At 62.9% G+C, this 25,244-nt stretch carries 22 protein-coding genes; 9 read left to right on the forward strand and 13 right to left on the reverse strand.

Features of this window, described 5'->3' with window-relative positions; all coding sequences use genetic code 11:
- Positions 1 to 25: 25 nt before the first annotated feature.
- A complete protein-coding gene (locus HIV01_RS10265; protein WP_200606878.1) occupies positions 26 to 652 on the reverse strand; it encodes a CoA transferase subunit B in 627 nt (208 codons plus the stop codon).
- A 27-nt stretch (positions 653 to 679) separates the two neighbouring features.
- Complete coding sequence (locus HIV01_RS10270) at positions 680 to 1,408, reverse strand: CoA transferase subunit A (RefSeq protein WP_200606880.1); 729 nt, start codon at positions 1,406 to 1,408, stop codon at positions 680 to 682.
- Between the two features lie 130 nt (positions 1,409 to 1,538).
- Between HIV01_RS10270 and HIV01_RS10275 the strand changes: the two genes are divergently transcribed.
- Complete coding sequence (locus tag HIV01_RS10275) at positions 1,539 to 2,459, forward strand: ATP-grasp domain-containing protein (RefSeq protein ID WP_200606882.1); 921 nt, start codon at positions 1,539 to 1,541, stop codon at positions 2,457 to 2,459.
- 18 nt (positions 2,460 to 2,477) lie between these two features.
- On the opposite strand, the gene HIV01_RS10280 is transcribed toward HIV01_RS10275, so the two are convergent.
- Positions 2,478 to 3,890: a mannose-1-phosphate guanylyltransferase/mannose-6-phosphate isomerase gene (locus HIV01_RS10280; RefSeq protein WP_200606884.1), complete on the reverse strand. Its 1,413-nt coding sequence runs from the start codon at positions 3,888 to 3,890 to the stop codon at positions 2,478 to 2,480.
- Positions 3,891 to 4,108: 218 nt separating this feature from the next.
- Here HIV01_RS10280 and HIV01_RS10285 point away from each other — a divergent pair, with 218 nt between their 5' ends.
- The 8 genes from HIV01_RS10285 to HIV01_RS10320 are packed head-to-tail and all read left to right on the forward strand — an operon-like array spanning position 4,109 to position 12,416.
- Positions 4,109 to 4,855 carry an electron transfer flavoprotein subunit beta/FixA family protein gene (locus HIV01_RS10285; protein ID WP_158733478.1) on the forward strand — a complete coding sequence of 249 codons (747 nt, stop codon included), beginning with the start codon at positions 4,109 to 4,111 and terminating at the stop codon, positions 4,853 to 4,855.
- The gene (locus HIV01_RS10290) at positions 4,855 to 5,796 is read left to right on the forward strand and encodes an electron transfer flavoprotein subunit alpha/FixB family protein (protein WP_200606886.1); all 942 of its coding nucleotides are present in this window, start codon (positions 4,855 to 4,857) and stop codon (positions 5,794 to 5,796) included. The genes HIV01_RS10285 and HIV01_RS10290 overlap by 1 nt, the downstream gene beginning before the upstream one ends.
- A 17-nt stretch (positions 5,797 to 5,813) precedes the next feature.
- A complete protein-coding gene (locus HIV01_RS10295; protein ID WP_200606887.1) occupies positions 5,814 to 7,160 on the forward strand; it encodes a phosphohexomutase domain-containing protein in 1,347 nt (448 codons plus the stop codon).
- A 51-nt stretch (positions 7,161 to 7,211) separates the two neighbouring features.
- On the forward strand, positions 7,212 to 7,829 hold the full coding sequence (locus HIV01_RS10300; protein ID WP_200606895.1) for a NeuD/PglB/VioB family sugar acetyltransferase: 618 nt from the start codon (positions 7,212 to 7,214) through the stop codon (positions 7,827 to 7,829).
- Positions 7,829 to 8,254, forward strand: coding sequence for a GtrA family protein (locus HIV01_RS10305; protein ID WP_200606897.1), 426 nt, complete (start codon positions 7,829 to 7,831; stop codon positions 8,252 to 8,254). Before HIV01_RS10300 ends, HIV01_RS10305 begins: the two co-directional genes overlap by 1 nt.
- Positions 8,255 to 8,257: 3 nt before the next feature.
- Positions 8,258 to 9,379, forward strand: coding sequence for a DegT/DnrJ/EryC1/StrS family aminotransferase (locus HIV01_RS10310; protein WP_200606898.1), 1,122 nt, complete (start codon positions 8,258 to 8,260; stop codon positions 9,377 to 9,379).
- On the forward strand, positions 9,376 to 10,296 hold the full coding sequence (locus HIV01_RS10315) for a glycosyltransferase family 2 protein (RefSeq protein WP_200606899.1): 921 nt from the start codon (positions 9,376 to 9,378) through the stop codon (positions 10,294 to 10,296). The genes HIV01_RS10310 and HIV01_RS10315 overlap by 4 nt, the downstream gene beginning before the upstream one ends.
- Positions 10,297 to 10,337: 41 nt before the next feature.
- Positions 10,338 to 12,416 carry a hypothetical protein gene (locus HIV01_RS10320; RefSeq protein ID WP_207526920.1) on the forward strand — a complete coding sequence of 693 codons (2,079 nt, stop codon included), beginning with the start codon at positions 10,338 to 10,340 and terminating at the stop codon, positions 12,414 to 12,416.
- Between the two features lie 48 nt (positions 12,417 to 12,464).
- Here the strand turns inward: HIV01_RS10320 and HIV01_RS10325 are convergent, their stop codons facing one another.
- The 10 genes from HIV01_RS10325 to HIV01_RS10370 all read right to left on the reverse strand — a co-directional run bounded on the left by HIV01_RS10325 (position 12,465) and on the right by HIV01_RS10370 (position 25,242).
- Positions 12,465 to 14,258 carry a DUF4214 domain-containing protein gene (locus tag HIV01_RS10325; RefSeq protein ID WP_200606901.1) on the reverse strand — a complete coding sequence of 598 codons (1,794 nt, stop codon included), beginning with the start codon at positions 14,256 to 14,258 and terminating at the stop codon, positions 12,465 to 12,467.
- Positions 14,259 to 14,776: 518 nt separating this feature from the next.
- On the reverse strand, positions 14,777 to 15,943 hold the full coding sequence (locus tag HIV01_RS10330) for a nucleotide sugar dehydrogenase (protein ID WP_200606902.1): 1,167 nt from the start codon (positions 15,941 to 15,943) through the stop codon (positions 14,777 to 14,779).
- Between the two features lie 254 nt (positions 15,944 to 16,197).
- The gene (locus HIV01_RS10335; RefSeq protein ID WP_200606903.1) at positions 16,198 to 16,797 is read right to left on the reverse strand and encodes a hypothetical protein; all 600 of its coding nucleotides are present in this window, start codon (positions 16,795 to 16,797) and stop codon (positions 16,198 to 16,200) included.
- Positions 16,794 to 17,171 (reverse strand): GtrA family protein, encoded by a 378-nt coding sequence (locus HIV01_RS10340; protein ID WP_245156775.1) that lies wholly within the window; start codon positions 17,169 to 17,171, stop codon positions 16,794 to 16,796. Before HIV01_RS10340 ends, HIV01_RS10335 begins: the two co-directional genes overlap by 4 nt.
- 4 nt (positions 17,172 to 17,175) lie before the next feature.
- Positions 17,176 to 18,129, reverse strand: a complete 954-nt coding sequence (locus HIV01_RS10345; protein ID WP_200606906.1) for a glycosyltransferase — start codon at positions 18,127 to 18,129, stop codon at positions 17,176 to 17,178.
- Positions 18,126 to 19,076: a UDP-glucuronic acid decarboxylase family protein gene (locus tag HIV01_RS10350; RefSeq protein WP_200606908.1), complete on the reverse strand. Its 951-nt coding sequence runs from the start codon at positions 19,074 to 19,076 to the stop codon at positions 18,126 to 18,128. Before HIV01_RS10350 ends, HIV01_RS10345 begins: the two co-directional genes overlap by 4 nt.
- 99 nt (positions 19,077 to 19,175) lie before the next feature.
- Positions 19,176 to 20,108 carry a GDP-mannose 4,6-dehydratase gene (locus HIV01_RS10355; RefSeq protein ID WP_200606910.1) on the reverse strand — a complete coding sequence of 311 codons (933 nt, stop codon included), beginning with the start codon at positions 20,106 to 20,108 and terminating at the stop codon, positions 19,176 to 19,178.
- Positions 20,108 to 21,148, reverse strand: a complete 1,041-nt coding sequence (gene gmd, locus HIV01_RS10360; protein WP_200606912.1) for a GDP-mannose 4,6-dehydratase — start codon at positions 21,146 to 21,148, stop codon at positions 20,108 to 20,110. The genes HIV01_RS10355 and gmd overlap by 1 nt, the downstream gene beginning before the upstream one ends.
- Positions 21,149 to 21,259: 111 nt before the next feature.
- On the reverse strand, positions 21,260 to 23,800 hold the full coding sequence (locus HIV01_RS10365) for a glycosyltransferase family 4 protein (RefSeq protein ID WP_200606913.1): 2,541 nt from the start codon (positions 23,798 to 23,800) through the stop codon (positions 21,260 to 21,262).
- A complete protein-coding gene (locus HIV01_RS10370; RefSeq protein WP_200606914.1) occupies positions 23,800 to 25,242 on the reverse strand; it encodes an FkbM family methyltransferase in 1,443 nt (480 codons plus the stop codon). Before HIV01_RS10370 ends, HIV01_RS10365 begins: the two co-directional genes overlap by 1 nt.
- Positions 25,243 to 25,244 lie beyond the last annotated feature (2 nt).

A 25,244-nucleotide genomic window follows, 5' to 3' on the forward strand; every position in this document is an offset into this window, starting at 1 on the left:
GGGCGGCCTTTCTCATTGCTGATGGTCAGGACAACGCTACGCCGGTCTTCTCACGCAGCTCGGCCTCGCTGACACCCGGCGCCAGCTCCACCAGCTTCAATCCCTGCGGCGTCACGTCCATCACGGCCAGCTCGGTGATGATTCGATTGACCACGCCCACGCCGGTCAGCGGCAGCGTGCACTGCGGGAGGATCTTGTGCTCGCCACTCTTGGCGGTGTGCTCCATCAGCACGACCACGCGCTTGACGCCGGCGACCAGGTCCATCGCGCCGCCCATGCCCTTGACCATCTTGCCCGGCACCATCCAGTTGGCCAGGTCGCCCTGGTCGGTGACCTGCATCGCGCCGAGGATCGCCAGGTCGATGTGTCCACCGCGGATCATCGCGAACGAGTCGTGGCTGCCGAAGTAGCTCGCGCCCGGGCGTGCGGTCACGGTCTGCTTGCCGGCGTTGATCAGGTCGGCGTCGACTTCGGCCTCGGTCGGGAACGGGCCGATGCCGAGCAGGCCGTTCTCGCTCTGCAACCACACGTCCATCCCGTCGGGAATGAAGTTGGCCACCAGCGTCGGCAAGCCGATGCCGAGGTTGACGTATGCACCGTCGGTGAGTTCCTGCGCGGCGCGCTGCGCCATCTGGTCGCGGGTCCAGGCCATGGGTTTGTATCCTCTGATTTCGTGGTGTCAGCCGGCGCGCACGGTGCGCTGCTCGATCCGCTTTTCGGGGCTCGGGTTGTGGACGATGCGGTCCACGTAGATGCCCGGCAGGTGGACCTGGTCGGGGTCGATCTCACCGACCTCGACTAGCTGCTCCACTTCGACGATGCAGACCTTGCCGGCCATTGCGCAGGCCGGATTGAAGTTGCGCGCGGTCTTGCGGAACACCAGGTTGCCGGACTTGTCGGCCTTCCAGGCCTTCACCAGCGACACGTCCGCCTTGAGCGCGGTTTCCATCACGTAGTGCTGGCCGTCGAACTCGCGCGTTTCCTTGCCGTCGGCGACGATCGTGCCGTAGCCGGTGCGGGTGAAGAAGGCCGGAATGCCGGCGCCGCCCGCACGCAGCCGTTCTGCCAGCGTGCCCTGCGGGTTGAACTCGAGCTCGAGTTCGCCCGAAAGGAACTGGCGCTCGAACTCCTTGTTCTCGCCAACGTACGACGAGATCATCTTCTTGATCTGCCGAGTCGTCAGCAGCAGGCCGAGGCCGAAGCCGTCAACGCCGGCGTTGTTCGAAATCGCCGTCAGGCCCTTGACCCCACTGTCGCGCAGGGCCTCGATCAATGCCTCGGGAATGCCGCACAGGCCAAAACCGCCGACCGCGAGGGTCTGGTCATCGGCGACCACGCCGGCGAGGGCGCTGCGGGCATCGGGAAATACCTTGGACTTGCTGCTGGCGCCGGCTTGCGTCGCGGCCATGGGGTGACTCCGGTTCGGGTCTGCGAATCCCGGCAGTTTACCCCGCCGCCCCGCTGCGACCACCGTACCTTCGGGCATGGCACAGGGCCGACTTCCACCGCCCCCCGCTCCTGCCATTAGACTTCAGCCCATGCCCCGCCTCGCCCTGGTCACCGCGATAGCCGCCGCCGCCCTCGACGACGACCTCGTGCCGCTGCTCGACGCGTGCGCACGCGCCGGCATCGCCACGCACGTCCGCGCCTGGGACGACCCTACCGTCACCTGGTCGCGATTCGACGCAGTCCTGCTGCGCTCGCCCTGGGACTACACCGAACGGCTGAGCGAGTTCCTGGGCTGGTGCCGGCACGTGTCGACGCGCAGCAACCTGCTCAATCCGTTGCCGGTTGTCGTGTGGAACACCGACAAACACTACCTCGCCACGCTGGCGGACCTCGGCGTGCCGGTGGTTGCCACGCGTTTCGTCGAGCCGGAGATGGAGCCGCTGCCGACCCTGCAGGCCTTCCTGGCCGAACATCCCGATGCCGCGGAGTTCGTGGTCAAACCCGCGGTCGGCGCCGGCTCGCGCGACGCGCAGCGCTATTCGCGCGACCAGGAATTCGCCGCGGCCAACCACATCGCGCGCCTGCTCGAGGCCGATCGCAGCGCGATGCTGCAGCCGTACCTGGCATCGGTCGACCGCGACGGCGAAACCGCGCTGATGTTTTTCGAAGGCCGCTTCAGCCACGCCATCCGCAAGGGGCCGCTGCTGCAGCGCGACGAAGGGCCGACCGAACATCTGTTCGCGGCCGAGGAGATCACCGCTCGCATCCCGGGCAAGGATGAGCTCGCGCTGGCGGACAAGGTCCTCGCCGCGGCAACCGAATGTGTGCACCTGCAATCGCCGTTGACGTACGCGCGCGTCGACCTGATCCGCGACGACGACGGCCATGCGCGCCTGCTCGAACTGGAGTTGTGCGAGCCGTCGTTGTTCTTCCTGCACGCGGCCGGCAGCGCCGACCGCTTCGCAACGTTGATGGCGGACACGCTGCGCCGCAGCGCGTCCGCCTCCTGAGGGCTCAGGACGCCAGGTTCACGAGCGCCCGTACACGTCCTCGAGACGGACGATGTCGTCCTCGCCGAGGTAGCTGCCGGACTGCACTTCGATCAGCTCTACCGGCTCGGTGCCGCGATTGCGCAGGCGGTGGACACTACCGAGCGGGATGTAGGTGCTCTCGTTCTCGTGCAGGTCGAACACCTTGTCGTCGCAGGTGACTTCGGCGACGCCGGAAACGACGATCCAGTGCTCGGCGCGCTTGTGGTGCTTCTGCAGGCTCAGTGCCGCGCCGGGCTTGACCACGATGCGCTTGACCTGGAAACGCTCGCCCATGTCGATCGAGTCGTAGCTGCCCCACGGACGGTAGACCTTGCGGTGGAACAGGTGCTCCTGGCGACCGGCCGCCTTGAGGCGGTCGACAATCGCCTTGACGTCCTGGACGCGGTCCTTGCGTGCCACCAGCGTGGCGTCGGGCGTGTCGATGATGACCAGGTCCTCGACGCCGATGGTCGCGATCATCCGACGGTCGGAGGCGCGCACGAGGCTGCCCTTGGTGTCGATGGAGATGACGTCGCCGTCGTGGCGGTTGTCGTCTTCGTCGCGCTGGGCGACCGACCACAACGACGACCAGGAGCCGATATCGCTCCAGCCACAGCTCACCGGCACGACTGCAGCGCGGTCGGTGCGCTCCATCACGGCATAGTCGATCGAATCGTTGGGGCTGGCCGCGAACTCGTCCTTGCCGACGCGGATGAAATCCAGGTCGGACTCCGATGCTTCGTAGGAGGCCTTGGCGGCGGCGAAGATCGCCGGCGCGTGCTTTGCGAGCTCGTCGAGGTAGCTGCGTGCCTTGAACAGGAACATGCCCGAGTTCCAGGCATAGTTGCCCTGCGCGACGTAACCTTCCGCAGTGGCCAGGTCCGGCTTCTCGACGAAGCGCTCGACCTTGAAGCCGTCGTCGCTGAGTGCTTCGCCGCGCAGGATGTAACCGTAGCCAGTTTCGGCATAGTCCGGCGTGATGCCGAACGTGACCAGCCAGCCAGCGTCGGCCAGGCCGGTGGCCGCAGCCACGGCATTGCGGAATGCCGTTTCGTCCTCGATCAGGTGGTCGGCCGGCATCACCAGCAGCGAAGCGTCCGCGTCGTCGGCGATGACGTGCAGGGCCGCCAGGGCGATGGCCGGCGCGGTGTTGCGCGCCATCGGCTCGAGCAGGATGCCGCCGTTGGCAACACCGACTTCCTGGAGCTGCTCGCCGACCATGAAGCGGTGATCGCCGCTGCACACGGTTACCGGGGCCTGGGCTCCGGGCAACTTCGAGGCACGTATGACGGTCTCCTGATATAGGGAGCGGTCGCCGATCAGGGCCAGGAACTGTTTGGGCTGGTTCTGGCGGGACAGCGGCCACAGGCGCGAACCGCTACCGCCGCTTAGGACAACTGGATGAAGCATCCTGGCTCCGAACTACTTGAAATACGGCCCCCAAGAATAACGGACAGCCCACCCGGCGCGCCAAACACCCAATCGCGACTTTTTCCCAGAATGGACCACCCGTTCATGTGGTATCGGCGCCGGAAGGCCCCGTGCGCCTGCGTGTGGACCGGCAGTCCGTTAGAATTGGGGGTTCTCGGCCCTCATTGGCCGCGCAACCCCACAGGAACCCCCGAACGATGAAGATTCTCGTCGGCTACAAGCGCGTGGTGGACTTCAATGTCCGCATCCAAGTCAAGCCGGACGGCTCCGGCGTGGTCACCGACGGCGTCAAGCTGTCGCCCAACCCGTTTGATGAGATCGCCCTGGAAGAGGCCCTGCGCCTGCGCGACAAGGGCATCGCCACCGAGGTCGTGGTCGCCACGATCGCCCCGGCCGACGCCCAGGCGCACCTGCGCAATGGCCTGGCCATGGGCGCCAACCGCGCCATCCACGTGGTCAGCGATGCCCCGATCCAGCCACTGACCGCCGCCCGCGCCCTGCTCAAGCTGATCGAGAAGGAGCAGCCGGACCTGGTGATCCTGGGCAAGCAGGCCATCGACGACGACGCCAACCAGACCGGACAGATGCTGGCCACGCTGTGGGGCCGCCCGCAGGCCACGTTCGCCTCGAAGCTCGAGGTCGCTGACGGCAAGGCCACGGTCACCCGCGAGGTCGATGCCGGCCTGGAAACGCTGGAAGTCGACCTCCCGGCCGTGGTCACCACCGACCTGCGCCTCAACGAGCCGCGCTTCATCAAGCTGCCCGACATCATGAAGGCCAAGAGCAAGCCGATGGAGTCCATCGCGTTTGCCGACCTCGGCGTCGACACCGGCGACACCCTCAAGACCACCCACTTCGCCGCGCCGGCCAAGCGCAGCAAGGGCGTGATGGTGAAGGACGCGGCCGAACTGGTCGCCGCACTCAAGCAAAAGGGGCTGCTGTAATGAGCAAGGTACTCATCGTCGCCGAACACCTGGACGGAAAGCTCAACGCATCGACCGCCAAGTGCGTGTCCGCCGCGCAGGCGCTCAAGCCCGAGACCATCGACATCCTGGTGCTGGCCGCCGATCCGGCCGCCGTCGCTGCGCAGGCCGCGCAGATCGCCGGCGTCGGCAAGGTCCTGACCGTCGCCAACGCCGCCAACGCCAATGCCATCGCCCAGGTGCTGGCACCGCAGGTGGCCAAGGCCGCCGCAGGCTACAGCCATGTGTTCGGCCCGAGCACGACCTTCGGCAAGGACCTGATGCCTTGTGTCGCCGCGCTGCTCGGCGTGGCCCAGGTGTCGGACGTGATGGCGGTGGAAAGCAGCCATACCTTCAAGCGCCCGATTTACGCCGGCAACGCGATCATCACCGTCGAGGCGCCCAGCGACCACGCCGTGGTCGCGACCGTGCGCACGGCCTCGTGGCCGGAAGCCAGCAAGGGCGGCAGCGCAACGGTCGAGGCGCTCGCTGTCGAGGCCACACTGCCGAGCCACACCCGCTACGTCGGCCTGGCTGCCGGCAAGTCCGACCGCCCTGACCTGCAGAGCGCCAAGCGCGTGGTCTCCGGTGGCCGCGGCGTCGGCTCGGCCGAGAACTTCAAGATCGTCTACGACCTGGCTGACAAGCTCGGTGCCGCGGTCGGCGCCTCGCGCGCGGCGGTCGATGCCGGCTACGTGCCCAACGAGCTCCAGGTTGGCCAGACCGGCAAGATCATCGCGCCGGAGCTGTACATCGCCGTCGGCATCTCGGGCGCCATCCAGCACCTGACAGGCATCAAGGACGCTGGCACGATCGTCGCGATCAACAAGGATGGCGATGCGCCGATCTTCGAGATTGCCGACATCGGGCTGGTCGGGGACCTGTTCGCCCTGCTGCCCGAACTCGAGCGCGCACTGGCCTGACGGGGACATACACACAGATGGAATTGCGCTGCTTCAAGGCATATGACGTACGTGGTCGGGTTCCCGATGAGCTCAACGAGGACCTGGCCCGACGGATTGGCCATGCCACTGCCGACGTGCTCGGGCCCGGACCGGTTGTGCTGGGAAGGGACGTGCGCCTGAGCAGCCCGGGGTTGCAGGCCGCGCTCGCAGAAGGGCTGATGGCGGCTGGCCGGGACGTCATCGACATCGGCCTGGGCGGCACCGAGGAGGTCTACTTCCAGACGTTCCACCTCGGCGCCGCCGGTGGAATCATGGTGACCGCCAGCCACAACCCGATGGATTACAACGGACTGAAACTCGTACGCGAAGGCTCCCGTCCGATCAGTGGCGATTCGGGCTTGTTCGCCATTCGCGACGCCGCCGCGCGGGGCGAGTTCATCGATGCCCCCGTGCGCGGGACCCTGCGCACGAGCGAAGACAAGTCGGCCTACATCGAGCACCTGCTGGGTTATGTCGACCGCTCGAAGTTGAAGCCGTTGAAGATCGTGGTCAACTCCGGCAATGGCGGTGCTGGCCTGGTCATCGACCAGCTTGCCCCGCACCTGCCGTTCGAGTTCATCCGCATCCAGCACGAGCCCGACGGCAGCTTCCCCAACGGCATCCCGAATCCGCTGCTGCCGGAGAACCGCGATGCGACCGCTGTTGCGGTCCGTGAGCACGGCGCCGACTTCGGCATTGCCTGGGACGGCGATTTCGACCGCTGTTTCTTTTTCGATGCGGATGGTCGCTTCATCGAGGGCTACTACCTCGTCGGCCTGCTGGCGACGGCGTTGCTGGCGCGCAATCCGGGCGAAAAGATCATCCACGACCCGCGCCTGACCTGGAACACCATCGAGATGGTGCGCAAGGCCGGTGGCGTCCCGGTGCAGAGCAAGACCGGCCATGCCTTCATCAAGGAACGCATGCGCGCCGAGAACGCCATCTATGGCGGCGAGATGAGCGCGCATCACTACTTCCGCGACTTCGCCTACTGTGATTCGGGGATGATTCCCTGGCTGTTGCTCGCCGACCTGATCTCGCAAACCGGGCAGTCGCTCGCGGACATGGTGGAGGATCGGATGGCAGCCTACCCATGCAGTGGTGAGATCAACTTCAGGGTGGACGATGCGAAGGCCTCGATCGATCGCGTGATGGCACACTTCGCGCCGCTTGCACCCGCTGTCGACCACACCGACGGCACCAGCGCCGATTTCGGTGACTGGCGGTTCAATCTTCGCAGCTCCAACACAGAACCGCTGCTGAGGCTGAACGTCGAAACCAGGCACGCCCCCGAACTGCTGCAGGTGCATACCAATGAGCTGTCCGACTTGATTCGCCGCTGACAGACCAACCAGCAGGTGCAGGACGATCACGGACGGCGCATCAGGAGGGATATGAACAAGATCGCGATCTTCGGTGCAGGGGGCTTCGCACGCGAGGTTCTGGTACTGCTGGAGGACATGGGGTTGGCAGACCGGGTTTCCGCTCTGTTCGAGAGCGACGGCATATGGAAGCCCCGTGATATCTGGGGAATTCCGACGCTTCCAATCAGCAGGTTCGAGCCCACCAGCACCGACCTCGTGCTGGGCGTGGGTGATCCCAACGCGCGAATGGCCATGCGATCCTCGTTGCCGAAGGAGACGCGCTTCCCGACCCTCGTCCATCCTGGCGCGCGGATCCACCGCACCACCTTGGTGGGTAACGGAGTCATCGTCTGCGAGGGATGCATCGTCACCTGCGATATCGAGCTTGGCGATCACGTCAACCTGGATCGCTTGACGACGATTGGTCATGACAGCCGCATCGGCGATTTCGTGACCGCTGCGCCGGCGACCGTGGTCAGCGGAAACTGTCAGATCGGATCACTCACCTACCTTGGAACCAACTCCTGCGTCCGCGAGAAGGTGACGATCGCACCAGGCACGACAGTGGGAATGGGAGCCACCGTGGTATCGAACATCGAGACTCCCGGCATCTATGTCGGAACTCCGGCCAAGCGGCGCCCCGACTGATGCTGCTACTGTCCGGAAATGGATTGATTGCCCGGGGCTGGCAGTTCGCCTCCAGCGAAAAGGGTCGATTCCTCATCGTCGGCGGATGGAACACGTTCGCCGGCTACCTGATTTTCGCCGCGGTGCATCTTCTCGTCGGCGCATCCTTGGGTCCGACCGGGACGCTGGTGCTTGCATATTGCATTGCGCTTCCGCAGTCCTTTATCACGCAACGACTGTTCGTCTTCCGCAAGCGCGGCCAATGGCGCGACCAGTTCGGTCGCTTCGCGCTCAGCAACAGCATCATCTTCGCTTCGAACCTGGCCTTCCTCCCCCCTGCAGTCCGGATGACCGGAACCGACCCATTGGCCGTGCAAGCGGTTTTTGTAGTGGTATCCACGGTCGCAAGCTATTTCATTCACAAACACTATTCTTTCCGCAGGTAACCCATGACTACGATCCCTCTCCTCGTGCCGAGGATGCCGGACACCGATCGCCTGATTCCGTATCTCAGGCAGATTGACCAGAATCGGCTCTATACGAACTTTGGCCCGCTGAGCAGGGAGCTGGAACGTCGATTGGTGGACGACCTCGACGGCGACAGTTCGACCCATGTCACGACCGTATCCAACTGCACGGTCGGCCTTGAACTTGCGCTTCAGGCCTGTGGCCTTGAACAGGGCGCGCGTGTCCTCATCCCCGCCATTACGTTCGTTGCCACTGCAACGGCAGTCATCAGGGTGGGCATGGTCCCGGTCCTGTCCGACGTTGCCACCGACAGCTGGCTGCTCTCTCCGGAACTCGCGCGTCACGCACTCAAGCAGGGCCGCATCGATGCCGTGATGCCTGTAGCCACTTTCGGCTGCCCGCATGACATGGAGCAATGGGATGCCTTCATCCAGGAAACGGGAATCCCGGTGATCATCGATGCTGCGGGCGCATACGGTAACCAGAAGGTCGGCGGCCGAGCGGACGTCGTCTTCAGCTTCCATGCCACCAAGTCGTTCGGGGCTGCAGAAGGCGGCGCAGTATTTTCCAGCGACCCCAAACGCATCCTTGCGATCCGTCAACTCGCCAATTTCGGTATCGACACGTCGATCGCACAGCTCGTGGGCTTCGGTACGAACGGCAAGATGAGCGAGTACCACTGCGCCATCGGCCTGGCTTCTTTTGACGAATGGGAAGAAACCAAGCGCGAGCGCAGGTCACTCCATCGACGCTACTCCGATGCCCTCCATCGGGCCTGCCCGACCGTGCGCTTCCAGAGCAAGCCGTCGGATGGCATCTACCCGCTGTTGCCGGTACTGCTTCCTGAAGGAGTGAGCGCCGCCGACGTTTCGCAGGCACTGTCACGCGCCAAGATCGAAACCCGGCGCTGGTACTCCCCTGGTTTGCATACCCACCCGGCGTTGCGCGACGCGCCCCGTTCGGGCTCGCTGACCGTGGCTGATGATATCGGCACTCGAATCCTGGGCCTCCCTTTCTTCATCAACATCAGTGACGAACAGATCAACCGCGTCTGCAGCGAACTCTCGCAAGCGCTCGCGACGACGACGGAAACCATGCGATGAGCAAGATCTCCTACGTCCTTCCCGTCTACCACAACCAGGGCTCCATCAAGCTCACCTGGCAGGAGATCTCCGCGTTGTTCGCGGGCCCTCTCAGTGCGCATGAGTATGAGGTGATCTTCGTTGACGACGGATCCAAGGATGCGTCCTATGCCGAGATGCTGGAGGTGGCCGCGCTCGACAGCAACGTCCGGACGATCACCTTCAGTCGGAATTTCGGCCAGATCGCCGCAATCGTCGCCGGCTACCGGCATGCCACGGGCGATGCGATCATCAACATGTCGGCCGACCTCCAGGATCCGGTCGAACTGACAGTCGAGATGGTGCGTAAGTGGGAAGCAGGCTCGGACGTCGTGGTAGCCCACCGCGAAGACCGCGAGGACTCAGTCGGTGCTTCGTTGTTCTCCAGGCTCGCGTACGGGGCCCTGCGTGCGTCAAATCCCGCGATTCCTGCTGGCGGCTTCGATTTTGTCCTGATGAGCCGCCGGGCCCTGGACCAGTTCCTCCAGTACAAGGGTCGGAACCGCTTCTTCCAGGGCGACGTGATCTGGGCCGGCTTCGCCACGACCTATCTCCCCTACGTGCGCCGCAAACGGACGATCGGAAAGTCGCAATACAATTTCAGCAAGAAGCTCAAGCTGTTCTTTGACTTCCTGCTGGATGGCTCGTACTTGCCAATCCGCCTGATGTCGCTTTGCGGCGTCATCGTCGCCCTGCTGGGCGCGCTGTATGCGGCAGTGATCGTGGTCGCGTGGGCTCTGGGCAAGACGCCGTTCTCAGGCTGGGCCCCGCTGATGGTCGCCATCCTGCTGGTCGGCGGCATCATCATGCTGATGCTTGGAATCATCGGTGAGTACCTTTGGCGAATCCTCGACGAGATCAAGGAGAAACCGCTCTATGTAATCAAGGAAGAGCAGTGAGGTCTGGCCTTCTGCCGCGGCAACCCGAGGTCGGCGGGTGGTTGCTTGCGTTCGCCGCATGCGCCTACTGCCTTCTGGTGTTCTGGCAGGCCACCGCAATGGGGCAGGTCCCCATTTCTGTACCGCTCACCTATGAAGGCGATGGCCTGCAGTACTCGTTCATCATCGAGGCGTTCTCGTCCCACGACGGTGTTGGCAGGATCATCAACGCAGGCGCACCGTTCGGCACCCAGAACCTGGATTTTCCGAATGCCGACTTCAGCAACCTCCTGCTGGCGTCCCTGGTCGCAGGTGATGGCCATTTCGGCGAGAGGCTCAACCTTTACCTGCTGCTGAGCGTGGCTTTGACTTCGTTCGCCAGCTTCTTCACCGCGCGGCGGTTCGGACTGAGGCCGCTGTGGGCGGCGATCGTTGCAGTCGCTTTCACCTTGCTGCCGTTCCATTTCCTGCGCATTCCGCACTTGTTCTATACGAACTACTCCGCGGCGGCGGTCGCGGTATGGATTGCATTGCAGGTTGCCGCTCCGTCGAATGATGACGACGAAGCGCCGCTCTGGAAGCGACGGCTGCGGCTGGCCGGCTTTGCCTTGGGCTGTGCGTGGTGTGCCAGTACCGGCGTCTACTATGCGTTCTTTTCCTGCATCGTCATCGCCAGCGCAGGCCTGCTGGCCGCCGTACGCGACTCGGCCCTGGCCCCCGTCCGGCGCGCAGCGCTGCCCCTGCTGATCATCGTAGGTACCGTCGGATTGCAGTTGCTTCCGACCCTTGTGTTCGTTCAAGAGCAAGGCATTAACGAGCGCGTTGCCAAACGTTCGTTCCAGGAGTCGGAGGTGTATGGCCTGCGCGTGACTCAGTTGGTTTTGCCAAGCGCCAATCACCGGCTCGGGAGATTGGCCAATATTCGCAATCGCTACGATCAGCAGGCCCCCAACGTCAACGAGAACAGCACCGCGACGCTTGGTGTGTTCGGCGCCTTCGGTTTCGCCGCCGCCATCCTTCTCGTTCTCGCACCTCGCCTGCGCGATCGCCTCCGCTGGCCATACGAACTGAGCGCGGCGTTGCTGTTGATCCTGTTGCTGTTCGCCACGATCGGCGGTTTTGGCACCCTTTTCGCCTTGCTGGTGACGCCGCAGATGCGTGCGTTGAACCGCATATCTCCATTCATAGCGCTACTGGCCGCGCTGATCGCGGCAGGGGTTTTGCAGACGATCATCGATCGTTTCCGCTTCGCCATGGCGCATTCGATCGTTGCGGTGATCGCGCTGATCGGCATTGTCTATGACCAGGTTCCGGTGGGCATGGGCGAACCCAATCCGCGGCGCCAGGCGGATAAGGTGCGCTTCGACGATGACCGCGCATTTGCCCGGATTGTCACTGCCAACCTGGCTGACGGCGCGGCGGTGATGCAGCTGCCATACATCGATTATCCGGAAGCGGGCTCTTCGATTGGCGATTACACCCAGTTCCGCAATCACCTGCATGCTCCGAGCATCCGCTGGACACACGGCGCCATGAAGGGACGACCTGAGGGCAACTGGCTCGCCATGGTCTCTGCGCTGCCCCCTCAACTGTTCGCGCAAACGCTCCGCGCGGCGGGATTTTCAGGCGTGGTCGTTGACGAACGCGGCGGCAATGAGTTCATCAGTAGCCAAGCACAGGCGTTTGCCGCGACGGGCCCTTCAAGGAAGTTCACGTCAAAGGACAAATCGCAAACCGGATACCTGGTCAGTGGCGTTCCAAGCCCCATCGGCGTGGCGATTTCGCCTGCACGGGGTTGGTACGCTCCGGAGCGTTCCGCAGATGCTGTGTGGATCTGGTCGTCGGGTGACGCTTCGTTGCAACTCTCCGAGGCCACGCGCGCACCGTGCACGGCGCGTATCACGCTGACGAGCCTTCGACCGCAACGGGTCTCGGCCAAGGTAGACGGCAGGCTCGTCGGGTTTGTGGAAGTGACCAGCAATACAAACGCTGTCCTTACGATGCCCATTCCCGTCGGCACGCGCACCGTCTTGCTGGGCAGCGACACGCCTGCCGCAAGCGCGGGCACTGACGACCCCCGAGTGTTCGGGTTCCAATGGAAGGTGGTCGACGCTCCGGTCTGCGTACCTGGCGCCGGGTGAGTCGTGGCAGGCCGTTGTGACAAGGGGCTGCAAGCAGCCCCTTGTGGATCAAGGTCCCCGCTTCGCCTTGGCACGAAACTCTTCGCTGTCCATCATGGAGCGAAGCAGTTGTGGGCGGGTTAGCGTGCCCGAGACCAAGAGCTGACAGCCACCCTCAAAACCGGATGGGTCGGGGTTTCTCCCCAACACAGTCTGATAGGCAGAGCGCAAGAAATCCGAATCGAGGGCAGGCTGGGCATCTGACCGGGGAGCCTCGCCGGGGCAGCGTTCGACCGTGGCCTGTTGCTCGCGCAGCGACTGCACCCGCGCAACCGTGTCGCCGTCTTCGGGCCGACGGTGCGGCAGCATCAGCGTCGGCCGCGGCACCAAAGCGACCGCAGTGGCCCCCGTCGCGTCGGCACCCGGTTCTATCGGCAGATCGAATCTCGTCAAGCGCTGCGGGCGATTGAACAGCACGAATGTCGACCCGTCCACCTCGGACACACGGTAGTCGCTTACGGAAGACCAGGTCACGCCGTCGGCGAGCGCCTTGCCATACAACAGAGGCGTAGCGCGACCATTCTCCTTGCGGACGCCGTCAATACGGTAGGCGAGCAGTGACGTTGGCTCGGCGAACTGCAATGAAAGCCTGTCACCGCGCACGGTCACCTGGACCGGAGGCACCTCTCCACGCGCTCGCAGCGAGACAGTCCCAAGCAGAGCGGTTACGACCAGCGCGACCACCGCTGCAGTCCAACGCCGACGCGCAACTGCGTCAGACACAGCGAAAAACGCCAGCAGCAACGCCACCGGAAAAGTCCAGGCGATGTAGTGGATCAGTTTGTATCGCCACATGTTGCCCGGATGGAAATCGGTGAAGGCGAGGTACAGACCGACGCTGGCGATGACGACAATCGAGAGCATCCGGGCTTGGCGACCGAACAGCAGCACATACACCACACCGAACAAGCCTAGGATGGCAAACGGATAGCGCGCGAATATGCCCAGGCCGCTGCCATAGAACTCACGCGGGTCGCCGAAGATCAAGGCGTACTTATAGGGAATCGAGCGGAAATCGAAACCAAGCGCCGAAGCCATTTCCATGTAGGTCGACGGCGACCAGCCATAGATCGCCACGTGCAACGCAGCATACGCGGCAAGACCACCCAGCGCCGTCAACCCACCCCAGGCCGCCACCGACAAGACGGCGCGCTTATCGCCCGTTTGCCATGCGCGTACAAGACCTACTGCGAGGTGAGCCGCCAACGGCACCAGCGGGAAGACGTCCGTCGGGCGCACTGCAATGACCGCCACGAACAGCAGCGCCAGCCCCACCATGCGCCCCCGGGTGAAGCCGTCGCGCATGCAGAGCAGGTACAACAACATGATCCAGCCGTATGCCGCGGCGAGGGGAATCGTGCTCCACGGGATTACATACTGCTCCAGCATCAGCGACGGAAGCACGGCACCGGCAAAGAGTGCAACCACGCCCCAGGCGCGCGCAAGGCCGAGCGCCTTTGCCATATGCACGAGGGATAGGCCGAAGGCCAAGAAACAAAGCAGGTTCGGCACGAAGAAGGCGTGCAAGGGCACCCAGCGAAAGAAAATCGCGCCCAGCAGCGAATAGCCGAGAGGATACCAATGCTCGGATGGATCCAGATTGCCATGCGCCAGGGCATCAGCCGAGCGCAAATACTGTGACTGGTCCCACCATCCCCACCAGCCCAATGGATTGGAAAGCCCCGGCGCAAAGACACTCGAGAAGTACGCAAGCACGTACATCAGCACGGCCAGGCAGAAGAACAGCGACATCGCCGACGTATTCGCGAAATATTTCTGTGTCCGATCCAACAGCAGCCTCATGACCTGTCCTCGTCCCCGCAGGCTTGGGACGTCAAAAATGTTATGCGCCAGAAATCCAGCAACCCCTGGGCCGCCCGCATCAACCCCAGCGGGCAAGCGGGAACGGATGCGGCCACTCACCGTCGGCGGGGCACCAGGCCCGACATGACCATCGGAATAGCCAACGCGAGTATACGATCCCCCGGAGCAGGCCTGGGAGCCGATCGCCAGCGGCCCATCGTCGCGAGGGCGGCGGCATGCCTGACGCCCTGCCCTTGGGCGCTCACCACGGCAGAACTTCGTAGCCTCGGCCCTCGCACATCAAGAGGGCGCACGGCATGCATGGGCTTCCAGAAGATGCGGTGGCCTGGGCTTATCGGATCCTGCTCGACTGCGATATCCAGGGCGGCGAAGCCGACCTGGTGGAGCAGAACATTTCATTGCTCGACCAGAAAGTGGCCCATCTTCTGATCGGCACGCATTCCAAGCAGATCGAGGGCCGGCTCCATCACCGCATTGCTGCCGTCCTGATCGAGGACTCAGCTGTCCCCGAAGAGGTCGCGCGTGTAGACCTTGTCGACCACGTCTTCGAGCGCGGCCGACATCCTGTTGGTGATGATGACATCCGATTCGCGCTTGAACGCGTCGATGTCGTTCACTACGCGAGAGCGGAAAAATTCCGGCTCCGTCAGACACGGCTCATGCACGATCACCTCCACGCCCTTGGCCTTGATCCGCTTCATGACGCCCTGCACGCTCGAGGAGCGGAAATTGTCCGATCCGGCCTTCATGATCAGGCGATGCACGCCGACCACGCGCGGTTTGCGCCTGAGGATGTCGTCGGCAATGAAGTCCTTGCGCGTCGTATTGGAATCGACGATCGCGCGGATCAGGTTCTGCGGAACGCTCTGGTAGTTGGCCAGCAGCTGCTTGGTGTCCTTGGGCAGGCAATAGCCGCCATAACCGAAAGACGGGTTGTTGTACTGCGGCCCGATCCGCGGATCCATGCAGATGCCATTGATGATCTGGCGGCTATCCAGGCCGTGGATCAACGCGTAGGTATCCAGTTCGTTGAAGTAGGAAACGCGCATGGCCAGATAGGTATTGGCAAACAGCTTGATCGCCTCCGCCTCTGTCGGCTCGGTGAACAGCACCGGCACGTCCTCCACAAGCGCGGCCTCCTGGAGAAGTCTGGCGAAGCGCTCGGCGCGCTCGGAACGTTCGCCGACGATGATCCTCGACGGATAGAGGTTGTCGTGCAGGGCGCGTCCTTCGCGCAGGAACTCGGGCGAGAACAGGATACTGTCGACGCCGAAGCGCTCCCGCACACCCATGACGTAACCGACCGGGATCGTGGACTTGATCACCATCGTCGCCTGCGGATTGATGTCCAATACCTGCTGGATCACCGCCTCGATCGACGCGGTATTGAAGTAGTTCGTCTGCGGATCGTAATCCGTCGGCGTGCAGATGATGACGAAATCCGCACCTTCGAATGCTTCTCTCGGCTCCATCGTCGCGCGGAAGTTCAACACCCCGCTCGAGAGGTGCTCCTGCAGCTCGACGTCGACGATCGGCGAGATGCCGCGACGGAGCATGTCGACCTTCCCCGCCACGATATCCAACGCCACCACTTCGTGCTTTCTCGACAACAGCACCCCATTGGAGAGGCCAACATATCCTGTGCCAACGACCGCGATCTTCATTCTTTCACCATTGCTTGTTGGTTCGGTGACGCAGCGACCCGATGCGAGACAGGAAACCAAGGCGGGTCACCGCTGCCAGGGCCAGCGCGTATGGCCCGGCACGCTGGCTCGCCAGGCGTCAGGGCGACCACGCAGCCATTGGGCCAAATCTCCGGATACGCGTACAGCCCAGGCCGCGGGAGAACGTAGCCACCAGGATCGGACAACCATCCCCGGTGATGCGGTCAGTGCGCAACTGGGGCAACGTCAGTTGCTTATCGGCATTGATAATCGACATTTGCGACGCTGTCGCGGAACGGATCGGTAAGGTCATCCGTGTATTCGCCCATGATCAGCCGCTTCTTCGGCAGGAGATGCGTGCGATAGAAGCGCCCGAAGGATGCCATGCGCTCACCCTTCCCGGTCAGGTGGACGCAACCGTTGCTGATCTCGATGGTGCCTGACTGCAGCTGTTCGGTGAGCCGGATGTCGACCAGGCGATGCTCAACCACATACTCGTTGACGAAGACATCCTTCATCCGGTCTTCCCGGATGCCGCCGCCACGCTGCTGCAGCTTTTCCAGGATATAGAACGACAGCGATCGATCGATGACCGTGGGAATGCTGATGGCGAACGCGTAGCCCGCCAGCAGCCATACCGAGGCAAGCAGGACACGTTCGAGAGAACTGAAGTTCTTCAGGAACCCCACCAGCCATAGAAGTGCGAAGGTGGCGCCCGCGGCCAGCACGGCATCGAGCACTGCGGCATACAGCACCACATCCACGCTGAAATACCGCACGTGCACGTAGTGCAGGAGCAGCAGGACGAGCGAGAACACGATGCAGGACAGGATCGCGCGGAGATAGCGATTCATCTGAAGACCAGGAATTTGTTGACCACGAAACTGCAAGCGACCTGCATCCCCGTGGCGACCAGGAAACCCAACGTGTAGTTCAACCCGGCCCGATCCGTCCAGAGGTACAGGATCAGACCATGCAACAGGGCAATCAGCCCGTAGGACAGCAAGAACATCACCCCTTGGCGCGCAATGCCGCCGGAAGAGGCCCGGAAGACGAAATATCGGCTCCCCAGGAACGATACCGCGATGCCGAACATGGCGGCAATCGCGTTTGCCAATCCCGCCGAAGGCACCCCGAGCACTTCGATGTTATAGCGCAGTATCGAATAGTGCACCGCCGTCGCCACGAGGCCGTTGACGATGTAGCGCAGGACTTGTCCGCCGATCAAGGAGCTATTCTCGTTTTGCACTCAGGATGTCCGCGACGAATTCCTTGTAGCTGCCTACGGAAACGATGCCGCCGCTGCGAACCGAACCGGAGAGCATCAGAGTGATCAAGGTGAGCGCCCCCGTCTGCAGGAACACCAGCAACAGGATGCCGGTGACGAGCGAGAACCAGCCTGGCGTAGCGAATCCCAGAGCCTTCAGGACCAGGGCCAGGACACCGCCGAGCACCGAGAGCAGTGCGACCAGCGTGCAGACGATGCCTACGCGAACCAGCACGTCTTCGGCGAAGACCATGAGCGCGCGGAAACCATGCAGGGCCAGGCCTACGAAGTTCATCTTGCTGCGACCCGCGTAACGGGGGCCGCGATCCAGGGCACAGGTGGCCACCCGGAGCTTCGAGTTCAAGACGCAAGCAGCCACATGGGTCCACAACTCCTGCATAGCCGCCAAACGGCGCACAGCCGGCATCTTCAGGGCCATGAAGTTGCCGAAACTGATGCGCCTGCCGCTGAGGAATGAAAAGAGCCATTTGTAGACGACATAGAAGGCGCGAAACCGAAGCGTTTCCACGCGACTCTTCCGCGTAGCCACCACCACGTCCGTACCCTCCTGTTGGAGCCCGCCCAGCAACTCGCCGATCGACTCCGGAGTGTCCTCGCCATCAGAGTCCATGACGACAACTTGCTGCTGCCCATCGAATTTCTCGGCAACGTAACTCAGGCCGATTGCGATGGCCCGCTGGTGCCCGACGTTGCGACGCAGACGAATAACGACACCTTCCAGGCCTGCTTTCGAGATGGCAGCCGGGTCGACTGGCTGCTTGACCGAACCGTCGTCCACGGCCACGACGAACGTGTCCAGCCCGCGCCTCGATGCGAGCTCATGGAACAGTCGACTCGACGCCTCCACGTCCTCGAACACTGGCATTACGACTACCAGGGTGGCACTGGAATGACTCATTGCGCGAGCCGCCAGCGGAAGTAGTTGATGGTCTCCTTGAGTCCATCCTCAAGCGCGACCTTGGGCTGCCAATCCAGCTCCTTGCTGGCCAGCGAGATATCCGGCTGCCGCTGCTTCGGGTCATCCGACGGCAGCGGCTGGAACACCAGCTTGGAGCTCCCGCCCACCAGCCTGAGCACGGTCTCAGCCAACTGGAGCATGGTGAACTCCCCCGGATTACCGATATTGACGGGACCGGTCAGATCTTCGCGGCTCTCCATCAAGCGGATCATCCCTTCGATCAGATCATCGACATAACAGAAGCTCCGCGTCTGGCTGCCATCGCCATAGATCGTGATGGGTTCCCCACGCAACGCCTGCACGATGAAATTGCTGACCACGCGACCATCGTTGGGATGCATGCGCGGGCCGTACGTGTTGAAAATGCGCATCACCTTGATCTGGAGCTTGTGCTGGCGCCAGTAATCGAAGAACAGCGTTTCCGCGCAGCGCTTCCCTTCGTCGTAGCAGCTGCGGATTCCGATCGGATTGACGCGACCCCAGTAGCCTTCCACCTGCGGGTGAATCTCCGGGTCGCCGTAGACCTCGCTCGTGCTGGCCTGCAGGATGCGCGCGCGCACGCGCTTGGCCAGACCGAGCATGTTGATGGCGCCGTGGACGCTGGTCTTCGTGGTCTGCACCGGATCGAACTGGTAGTGCACGGGGGACGCCGGGCAGGCCAGGTTGTAGATCTTGTCGACTTCCACGTAGAGCGGGAACGTCACGTCGTGACGCATCAACTCGAAGCGCGGGTGGCCCAGCAGGCCCTGTACGTTCGCCCGGGTTCCGGTGAAAAAATTGTCGACGCACAGAACATCGTGCCCCGCGCCGACCAAACGGTCGCACAGATGGGACCCCAAGAAGCCCGCGCCTCCCGTTACCAGCACCCTACTGTCGATCACGGACATAACTTTCCCCAAAATTGATTTCCACGCCTCATGCGGCGGGATAGAAAATGCTTCGCAACCCTTTGCGCACTACTGCCGGAACACGGCGACCGCGAGGCCTCAGTTGGCCGAAAGCATCCACTCCAGCGTCTCGCGCAGGGGCGGACAGCTCCAATCGCCAACCAGGCGACGCAGAATGTCGTTCTCGCCACGCAGCATCCTGACTTCGCTCGCCCTTACGAACGCGGGGTTCACATCGACGCGGATCGAATGGCCGGTCAGCGTTTCGCACAGTGAGATCACTTCGCGCAGGGAGTGGGCCGTTCCGGAGCAGACGTTCACCACCTGCCCGATGGCGTCCGGCGCCTGGATGAGCCTGGCGTAAGCTCCTGCCACTGCCCTGACGTCGCTGAAGTCCCGCCATACGTCCAAGTTGCCCAACTCGACGCTCGGCGCGCGGCGACGGAAATGCGCCACGATCTTGGGGATCACGAACTGCTCTGACTGACCCACGCCGGTGTAGTTGAACGGGCGGGCCAGTACGATCGGCAGGCGGTCGCTCCACAGGCGCGCCGCGTACTCCATCGCCAGCTTGCTGACGGCGTAGTCGTTGGCAGGCGCAGCGGGCGTGGTCTCGGCGAGGGCGCCTTCCGACGCGTTGCCGTAGACGTTCGCGCTGCTGGCCAGCAGGACGCACTCGGGCACCTGGCCGGCCGAGGAAATCGCCTCGAGCAGGTTGCGCGTGCCGATCAGATTGACGTTGTAGAAGTCGTTGGCGCTGCCGTGGCCGACGAAGGCCACTGCCGCCAGGTGGATCACGACCTGAGGCCGGACCTCGGCGAGCACGCGCTTCAAGTCGTCGGCATCCAGGAGGTCCACATGCAGCATGTCGGACAGCGGCGCGTTCGCCGCATCCTGATGCTCCAGGCCCTCGGGCGCACGCCCTCCGAGTCCGACGACCTGATAGCCGCGGCTTGCGAGTTCGACTGCCATGTAGCGTCCGGTGAAGCCGCTGGCCCCCGTTAGCAGCACGCGCTTGCCGACACTGCTCATTAGAACGAGAAGCCCTGTTCGTTACGGCGCAGATCCGCTTCGACCATCATGCGGCTCAGTTCCTCGAGCGTGGTCTTGGGCTTCCACCCAAGCTTCTCGGTGGCCTTGGCCGGATTGCCGATGAGCAGCTCCACTTCGGCCGGGCGATAGAACTTCGGGTTCACCGCCACGATGACCTTGCCGGTCTTTGCATCGAGGCCGCGCTCGTGCTCCGCCTCGCCCTGCCAGGCCATTTCGATGCCTGCGGCCTTGGCGGCCAGGTTGACGAAGTCGCGAACAGTCTCGGTGCGGTTGGTGGCGAGCACGAACGTATCCGGCGTGTCGACCTGCAGCATGCGCCACATGCCTTCGACGTACTCCTTGGCAAAGCCCCAGTCGCGCTTTGCGTCCATGTTGCCCAGCTCGAGCACATCCAGCTTGCCAAGCTTGATCTTGGCGATCGAGTCAGTGATCTTCCGGGTCACGAACTCGCGCGCGCGCAGCGGGGACTCGTGATTGAAGAGGATGCCGCTGGCGGCAAAGATGTCGTAGGACTCGCGGTAGTTCACCGTCATCCAGTGCGCGTAGAGCTTCGCCACGCCATAGGGACTGCGCGGATAGAACGGCGTCTCCTCGACCTGGGGAATCGCCTGCACCTTGCCGAACATCTCCGAAGTAGATGCCTGGTAGAAGCGCGCCTTGGGGTTGACGATGCGAATTGCTTCCAGCAGGTTGACCGCACCGATGCCGGTGATGTCCGCAGTGGTCAACGGCTGATCAAAGGAAACGCCAACGAAGCTTTGCGCTGCGAGGTTGTACACCTCGTCCGCCTGCGTGCTCTGCAGCAGTCGAATGCTCGAGGAAAGATCAGTCAGATCGTATTCCACCAGGTGCAGGTTGGGGTGCTGCTCGATCCCCAGCTCGCTGATCCGCCAGAAGTTCACCGAACTGGAGCGACGATAGGTTCCGTAAACCACGTAACCCTTCTCAAGGAGCAATTGCGCAAGGTACGCGCCGTCCTGACCCGTGATTCCAGTAATGATTGCGCTCTTGTTGCTCATTGTTCTCTCTTCGAGCCGATACATAAAATGACTACCGAACCGGACTGGCCGGTCGGCGTCCGGCGCAGGCGCCAGTGCCGCGAACGGCTGCTTGGTATGCAAAAAACGGGATTATATTGCATCCGGCGCGCCGGTATGCCCCCCGTCCGCCGCCCCGCCGCGTGCCGGCACGCCTCCCAACAGGGCCTGCGCCAGCATACCCGCGCTCTGCTGCCAGGTCAGCCAATGCAACCCGTCGGTACTGGGGTGCGCCCCTTGCCGATACAGCTCCACCCAGGACCTGACCGCCTGCTTGACGTCCTCGGGCTCCGTCCCGCTGAAATAGTAGGCATGGTCACCGGCGACCTCCTTGAAGACGGGGAGGTCCCGCGCCAGGACCGGCATGTGCCGGTGCGCAGCCTCGATCAGGGGGAGACCGAACCCCTCTCCCTCGGAGGCCGCCAGCAGGCAACTGCAGGCGGCGTAGATCTCATCCAGATAGTCGTCGCTGATGCCGGAGAGCCAGAACAGGCGGGAGTCGAGTTCTGGATGCTCACGAAGAGCGTCGCAGAGCTCATCGACCAGCCAACCCTGCTTGCCGACGATGACCAGAATCTGGTCGCCACCCTCCGCCCAAAGCTGCTCGAACGCCGCGAGCACCTGAGCGTGCCCCTTGCGTGGCTCCAACGTGCCCACCATCAGGAAACTCTCGGCCGTGCGCAGACGCTCGAGCAACTGGGGTCCGTGGTCCGGAACGCCCTTGGTCGGCGCACTCTGGTGAATATCCGCCCCCAGATGGAACCAGGAGATCTCCGGGCGGCGCTCAACTCCCTGCTCGTCGAGCCACTGCACCACGTCGTCGGCAACCGCCTTGGAGATGCAAAGCAGCTTGTCCGAAGCGCCTGCCACCGTACGCAACCATCGCTCATGGTGCCGCCCACCTTGTCCCGGCCACCACTCGGGGTGGCGAACCGGCAGGATGTCGTAGACGACGAATGCCACGGTGACGCCTGCGTTGTGGAAGTACTGGAACCACTCCGGTGCGAACGGAACACAATCACCCACCAGATCCAGGCCCAGGAAAACGTCTCCTGCGTGGCATACGAGGGGCGTGTCGGTCAGCTCTCCAGCGGCACCATGGGCGGAAGCATACTCATTGGCGCAGACGTACCTGCGCGATGCGCGGTCGATCCGGACGAGCTGGACCTGATAATCGCCGGGGGGGTTCACCATCCACTCCGAGACGATCGCCCGGGTGACGCGCTGGATCCCCGTCTTGTAGTCATGGGCTGCCAGCTCAGTCACATCGACCATGATCTTGCGCTTGGCCGGCGCAACCGACCTGTCGATTGAATCGGCCAACGCGGCCACTTCTGCGACGTCTTCAAATTCGCTATGCGCCAGAGCGCACACCAGCGCATCCACTGCATCGGGGCGATCGGCCGGGCGCTCAGCCGCAGCGTGCGTACGCTCGCACGCATCCAGGAAGCGATCGGCGACTGAGTCCCATGAGTAGTCCCTGGCGCGATCGATCGAATACCTCCGAAGCTTGTCGAGGTCGTCGTCACTATCGAGGAAATGCGCCATCCGCTCCCGAATCGAAGCGACGTCGAAGGGGTCGAACAGCGCAGCCCGCTCGTGCACGATCTCCTTGACGCTTGAGGCGTCGGCCGCCAGCACGGCGGCACCGCAGGACATGGCCTCAAGGACCGGCAGGCCGAACCCTTCATGCCATGACGGGAAAATGAAGAAACGGCAGAGGTTGTAGAGCGCAACCAGATGATGGTCTGACACGTAACCAGTGAAAATAAGCTCTTCCGGCGCGAGGCCTGCCGCCGCCGCGCGCGACTGGAGTTCCAGGATGTGCGGGTGATGCATCCGGCCTGCCAGTACGAGCTGACACTTTCCGCGCTGCCGAGGCTCCAGCTGGCCGTACGCGTCGACAAGGCGCTGCAGGTTCTTGCGCTCATCGGAACCACCGGTGTAGAGGATGAAATCGGTCCCCAGACCGTACTTCTCCTTCACCAGGCGCAGGGACGGCGCATTCTTCGGTAACTGGACGAAGTTCGAATCGCACGCGGCCGAGATGTTGAACACGCGAGCAGGATCGAAACCCAGCGCATTGGTCGCCTCGCCGGCCGAACTATCGGAGATCGCCAGCAACGCGTCCGCTCGCTTGAGGTGCTCGAGCTTTCCTTCGTAGTACGCCTTGTACTGAGGATCCGGGTTGAGGTACACCTCTGGATTCAGCAACGGAATCATGTCGTACAGAGTGACAATCGTCGGCACGTGGACCAATCGATTGACGCTTGTCACCGAGCTGTCCACATACCCTTCGAACAGACTGGAGACATGGATCAGATCAGGAGCCAAGGCAAGCATGCCGGCTTCCTTGATCAGTTCGGCATGGTTGATCCTGCGTGCATTCTCGCGATCCATCCCACGCACCGGCAACGGCACCTGCCAGACATGGATGTTCCCGGAAGGAACAAGTCCGCCAAGGGCCTGACGGACCGAAGCCAGCGTATCCTCGAATGCGCCATTGAGAGAAACGTGAATGTCGTGACCTCGATTTCGCCGGGCCACCGCTTGCGCCAACGAAAGCGTATAGCGTCCGATTCCGCGATAACGGCTCTCAGACTGCGCCCCCTGCAGGTCCATGACGATACGCATTACTGTCCCCTAGATTCCTGTTCCGCGACCAGGCGCGCAAACAACAAACGCGCTCTCGTCGACAAGTGCTTTGATGCGTCGGCTTCATTCATCCCGCCGAAATGCCCCACCTGGCTCGATGACCGTGGAGCTTCGACAACTGCCAGCTCTTTGAGATTCACCATGCCCCGGTACTGCGCCATGCGCCTGAGGCGCGCGTGCAGTGGTGGCACTCGCTTGACGGCCGCATTGACGAGCGGCCCAAGGCGGGGGTGACGCAAGACCGGTCGCATACTCGCCGCGACTGAATCGCTCAGCAGCTGCCTTGGAGAATGCCGCAGGCGCCTGAGCAGCCCGGTCCCTTTCCGTAACGGCGCCGTGATTCGCCACGAACGACTGTTCTCCATGGCAAGAACGGTTGTGCGATGCACATGAGCCTCATGCCGGAAATGATTCAACTCGGCGCGGCAAGCCTCCGTGACGGACTGTGCCTGGGCGTACTCGACCTTCAGCAGCTCCACCATCTGGTGTTCGGCCTGCAGTACCGCAATGCGCTCCTCGAGCTCAGCCCTGAGTGCCGAGACCATCGCCTGTTGGGCGCTCAGCTCGCCGACCCGCTCGTTCAGCTCACGATTCAGCGCTTCCACATTGACCTTTTGGGTCTTCAGGTCCGCGAGCCGTTCATCCGATTCAAGCTGGAGCGCGTGGACTACCTGCTGATGTTCGCTCTGGAGGTTGTTGATCTGCGCCGTCGACTGAACCCGGGCTGCAAGACAGAACGACGACTCCGGGCCGAACACGAACCCATCAAAGACGTTGGGAGCACACTCGAAGGAGGACAGGAGTTCAGGGTGGGCGTCACTGACGTAGAAGCGGTTCAAACCATCGAAGTAGGCGAACGTATACCCCTTCGCAAGCACGTCGGCGTCCCATTGATCGTGGGTTGGCTCCGTGCTCAGGGGACGCGTGCTTTCAATCACCACCACCCACGGCCGAACCTGGCTGGTCCAGCTATGGATCACCTTCGCCTCGGCACCCTCGACGTCGATCTTCAACCAATGCACTTCGCGACCAGCGACGCGGTCGAATACTTCGTCCAGCGTGATCGACGACACCTGGACTTCATTCACCGAAAAACCGGCGGTCCGATGCTCCTCGGCGATGGCCGCATCCGTCGTGCTCAAGCCAGTCTCGGTAATGTCGAAGAACTGGAGGATTCCGGGGTTATCGCTGACCGCCACCTGGATAACGAGCTCGTCGGGTCGGCGAGCGCGCAGCTTGGCTGCGTAAGCATCGACCGGCTCGACGTTGACGCCACGCCACCCATGCTCATAAAACATCCGACTCACCGAATCGAAATCGGGGTCCTGTGCTCCCACGTCGATATAGCAGCCCTGGTCGACATGCCGCAAAGCACGCCAGAGCATGACATCCTCGAAATTCTGTGCGTAAGAGATCAACATCT

This window comes from Lysobacter arenosi (genome assembly GCF_016613475.2).
Taxonomy (GTDB): Bacteria; Pseudomonadota; Gammaproteobacteria; order Xanthomonadales; family Xanthomonadaceae; genus Lysobacter_J; species Lysobacter_J arenosi.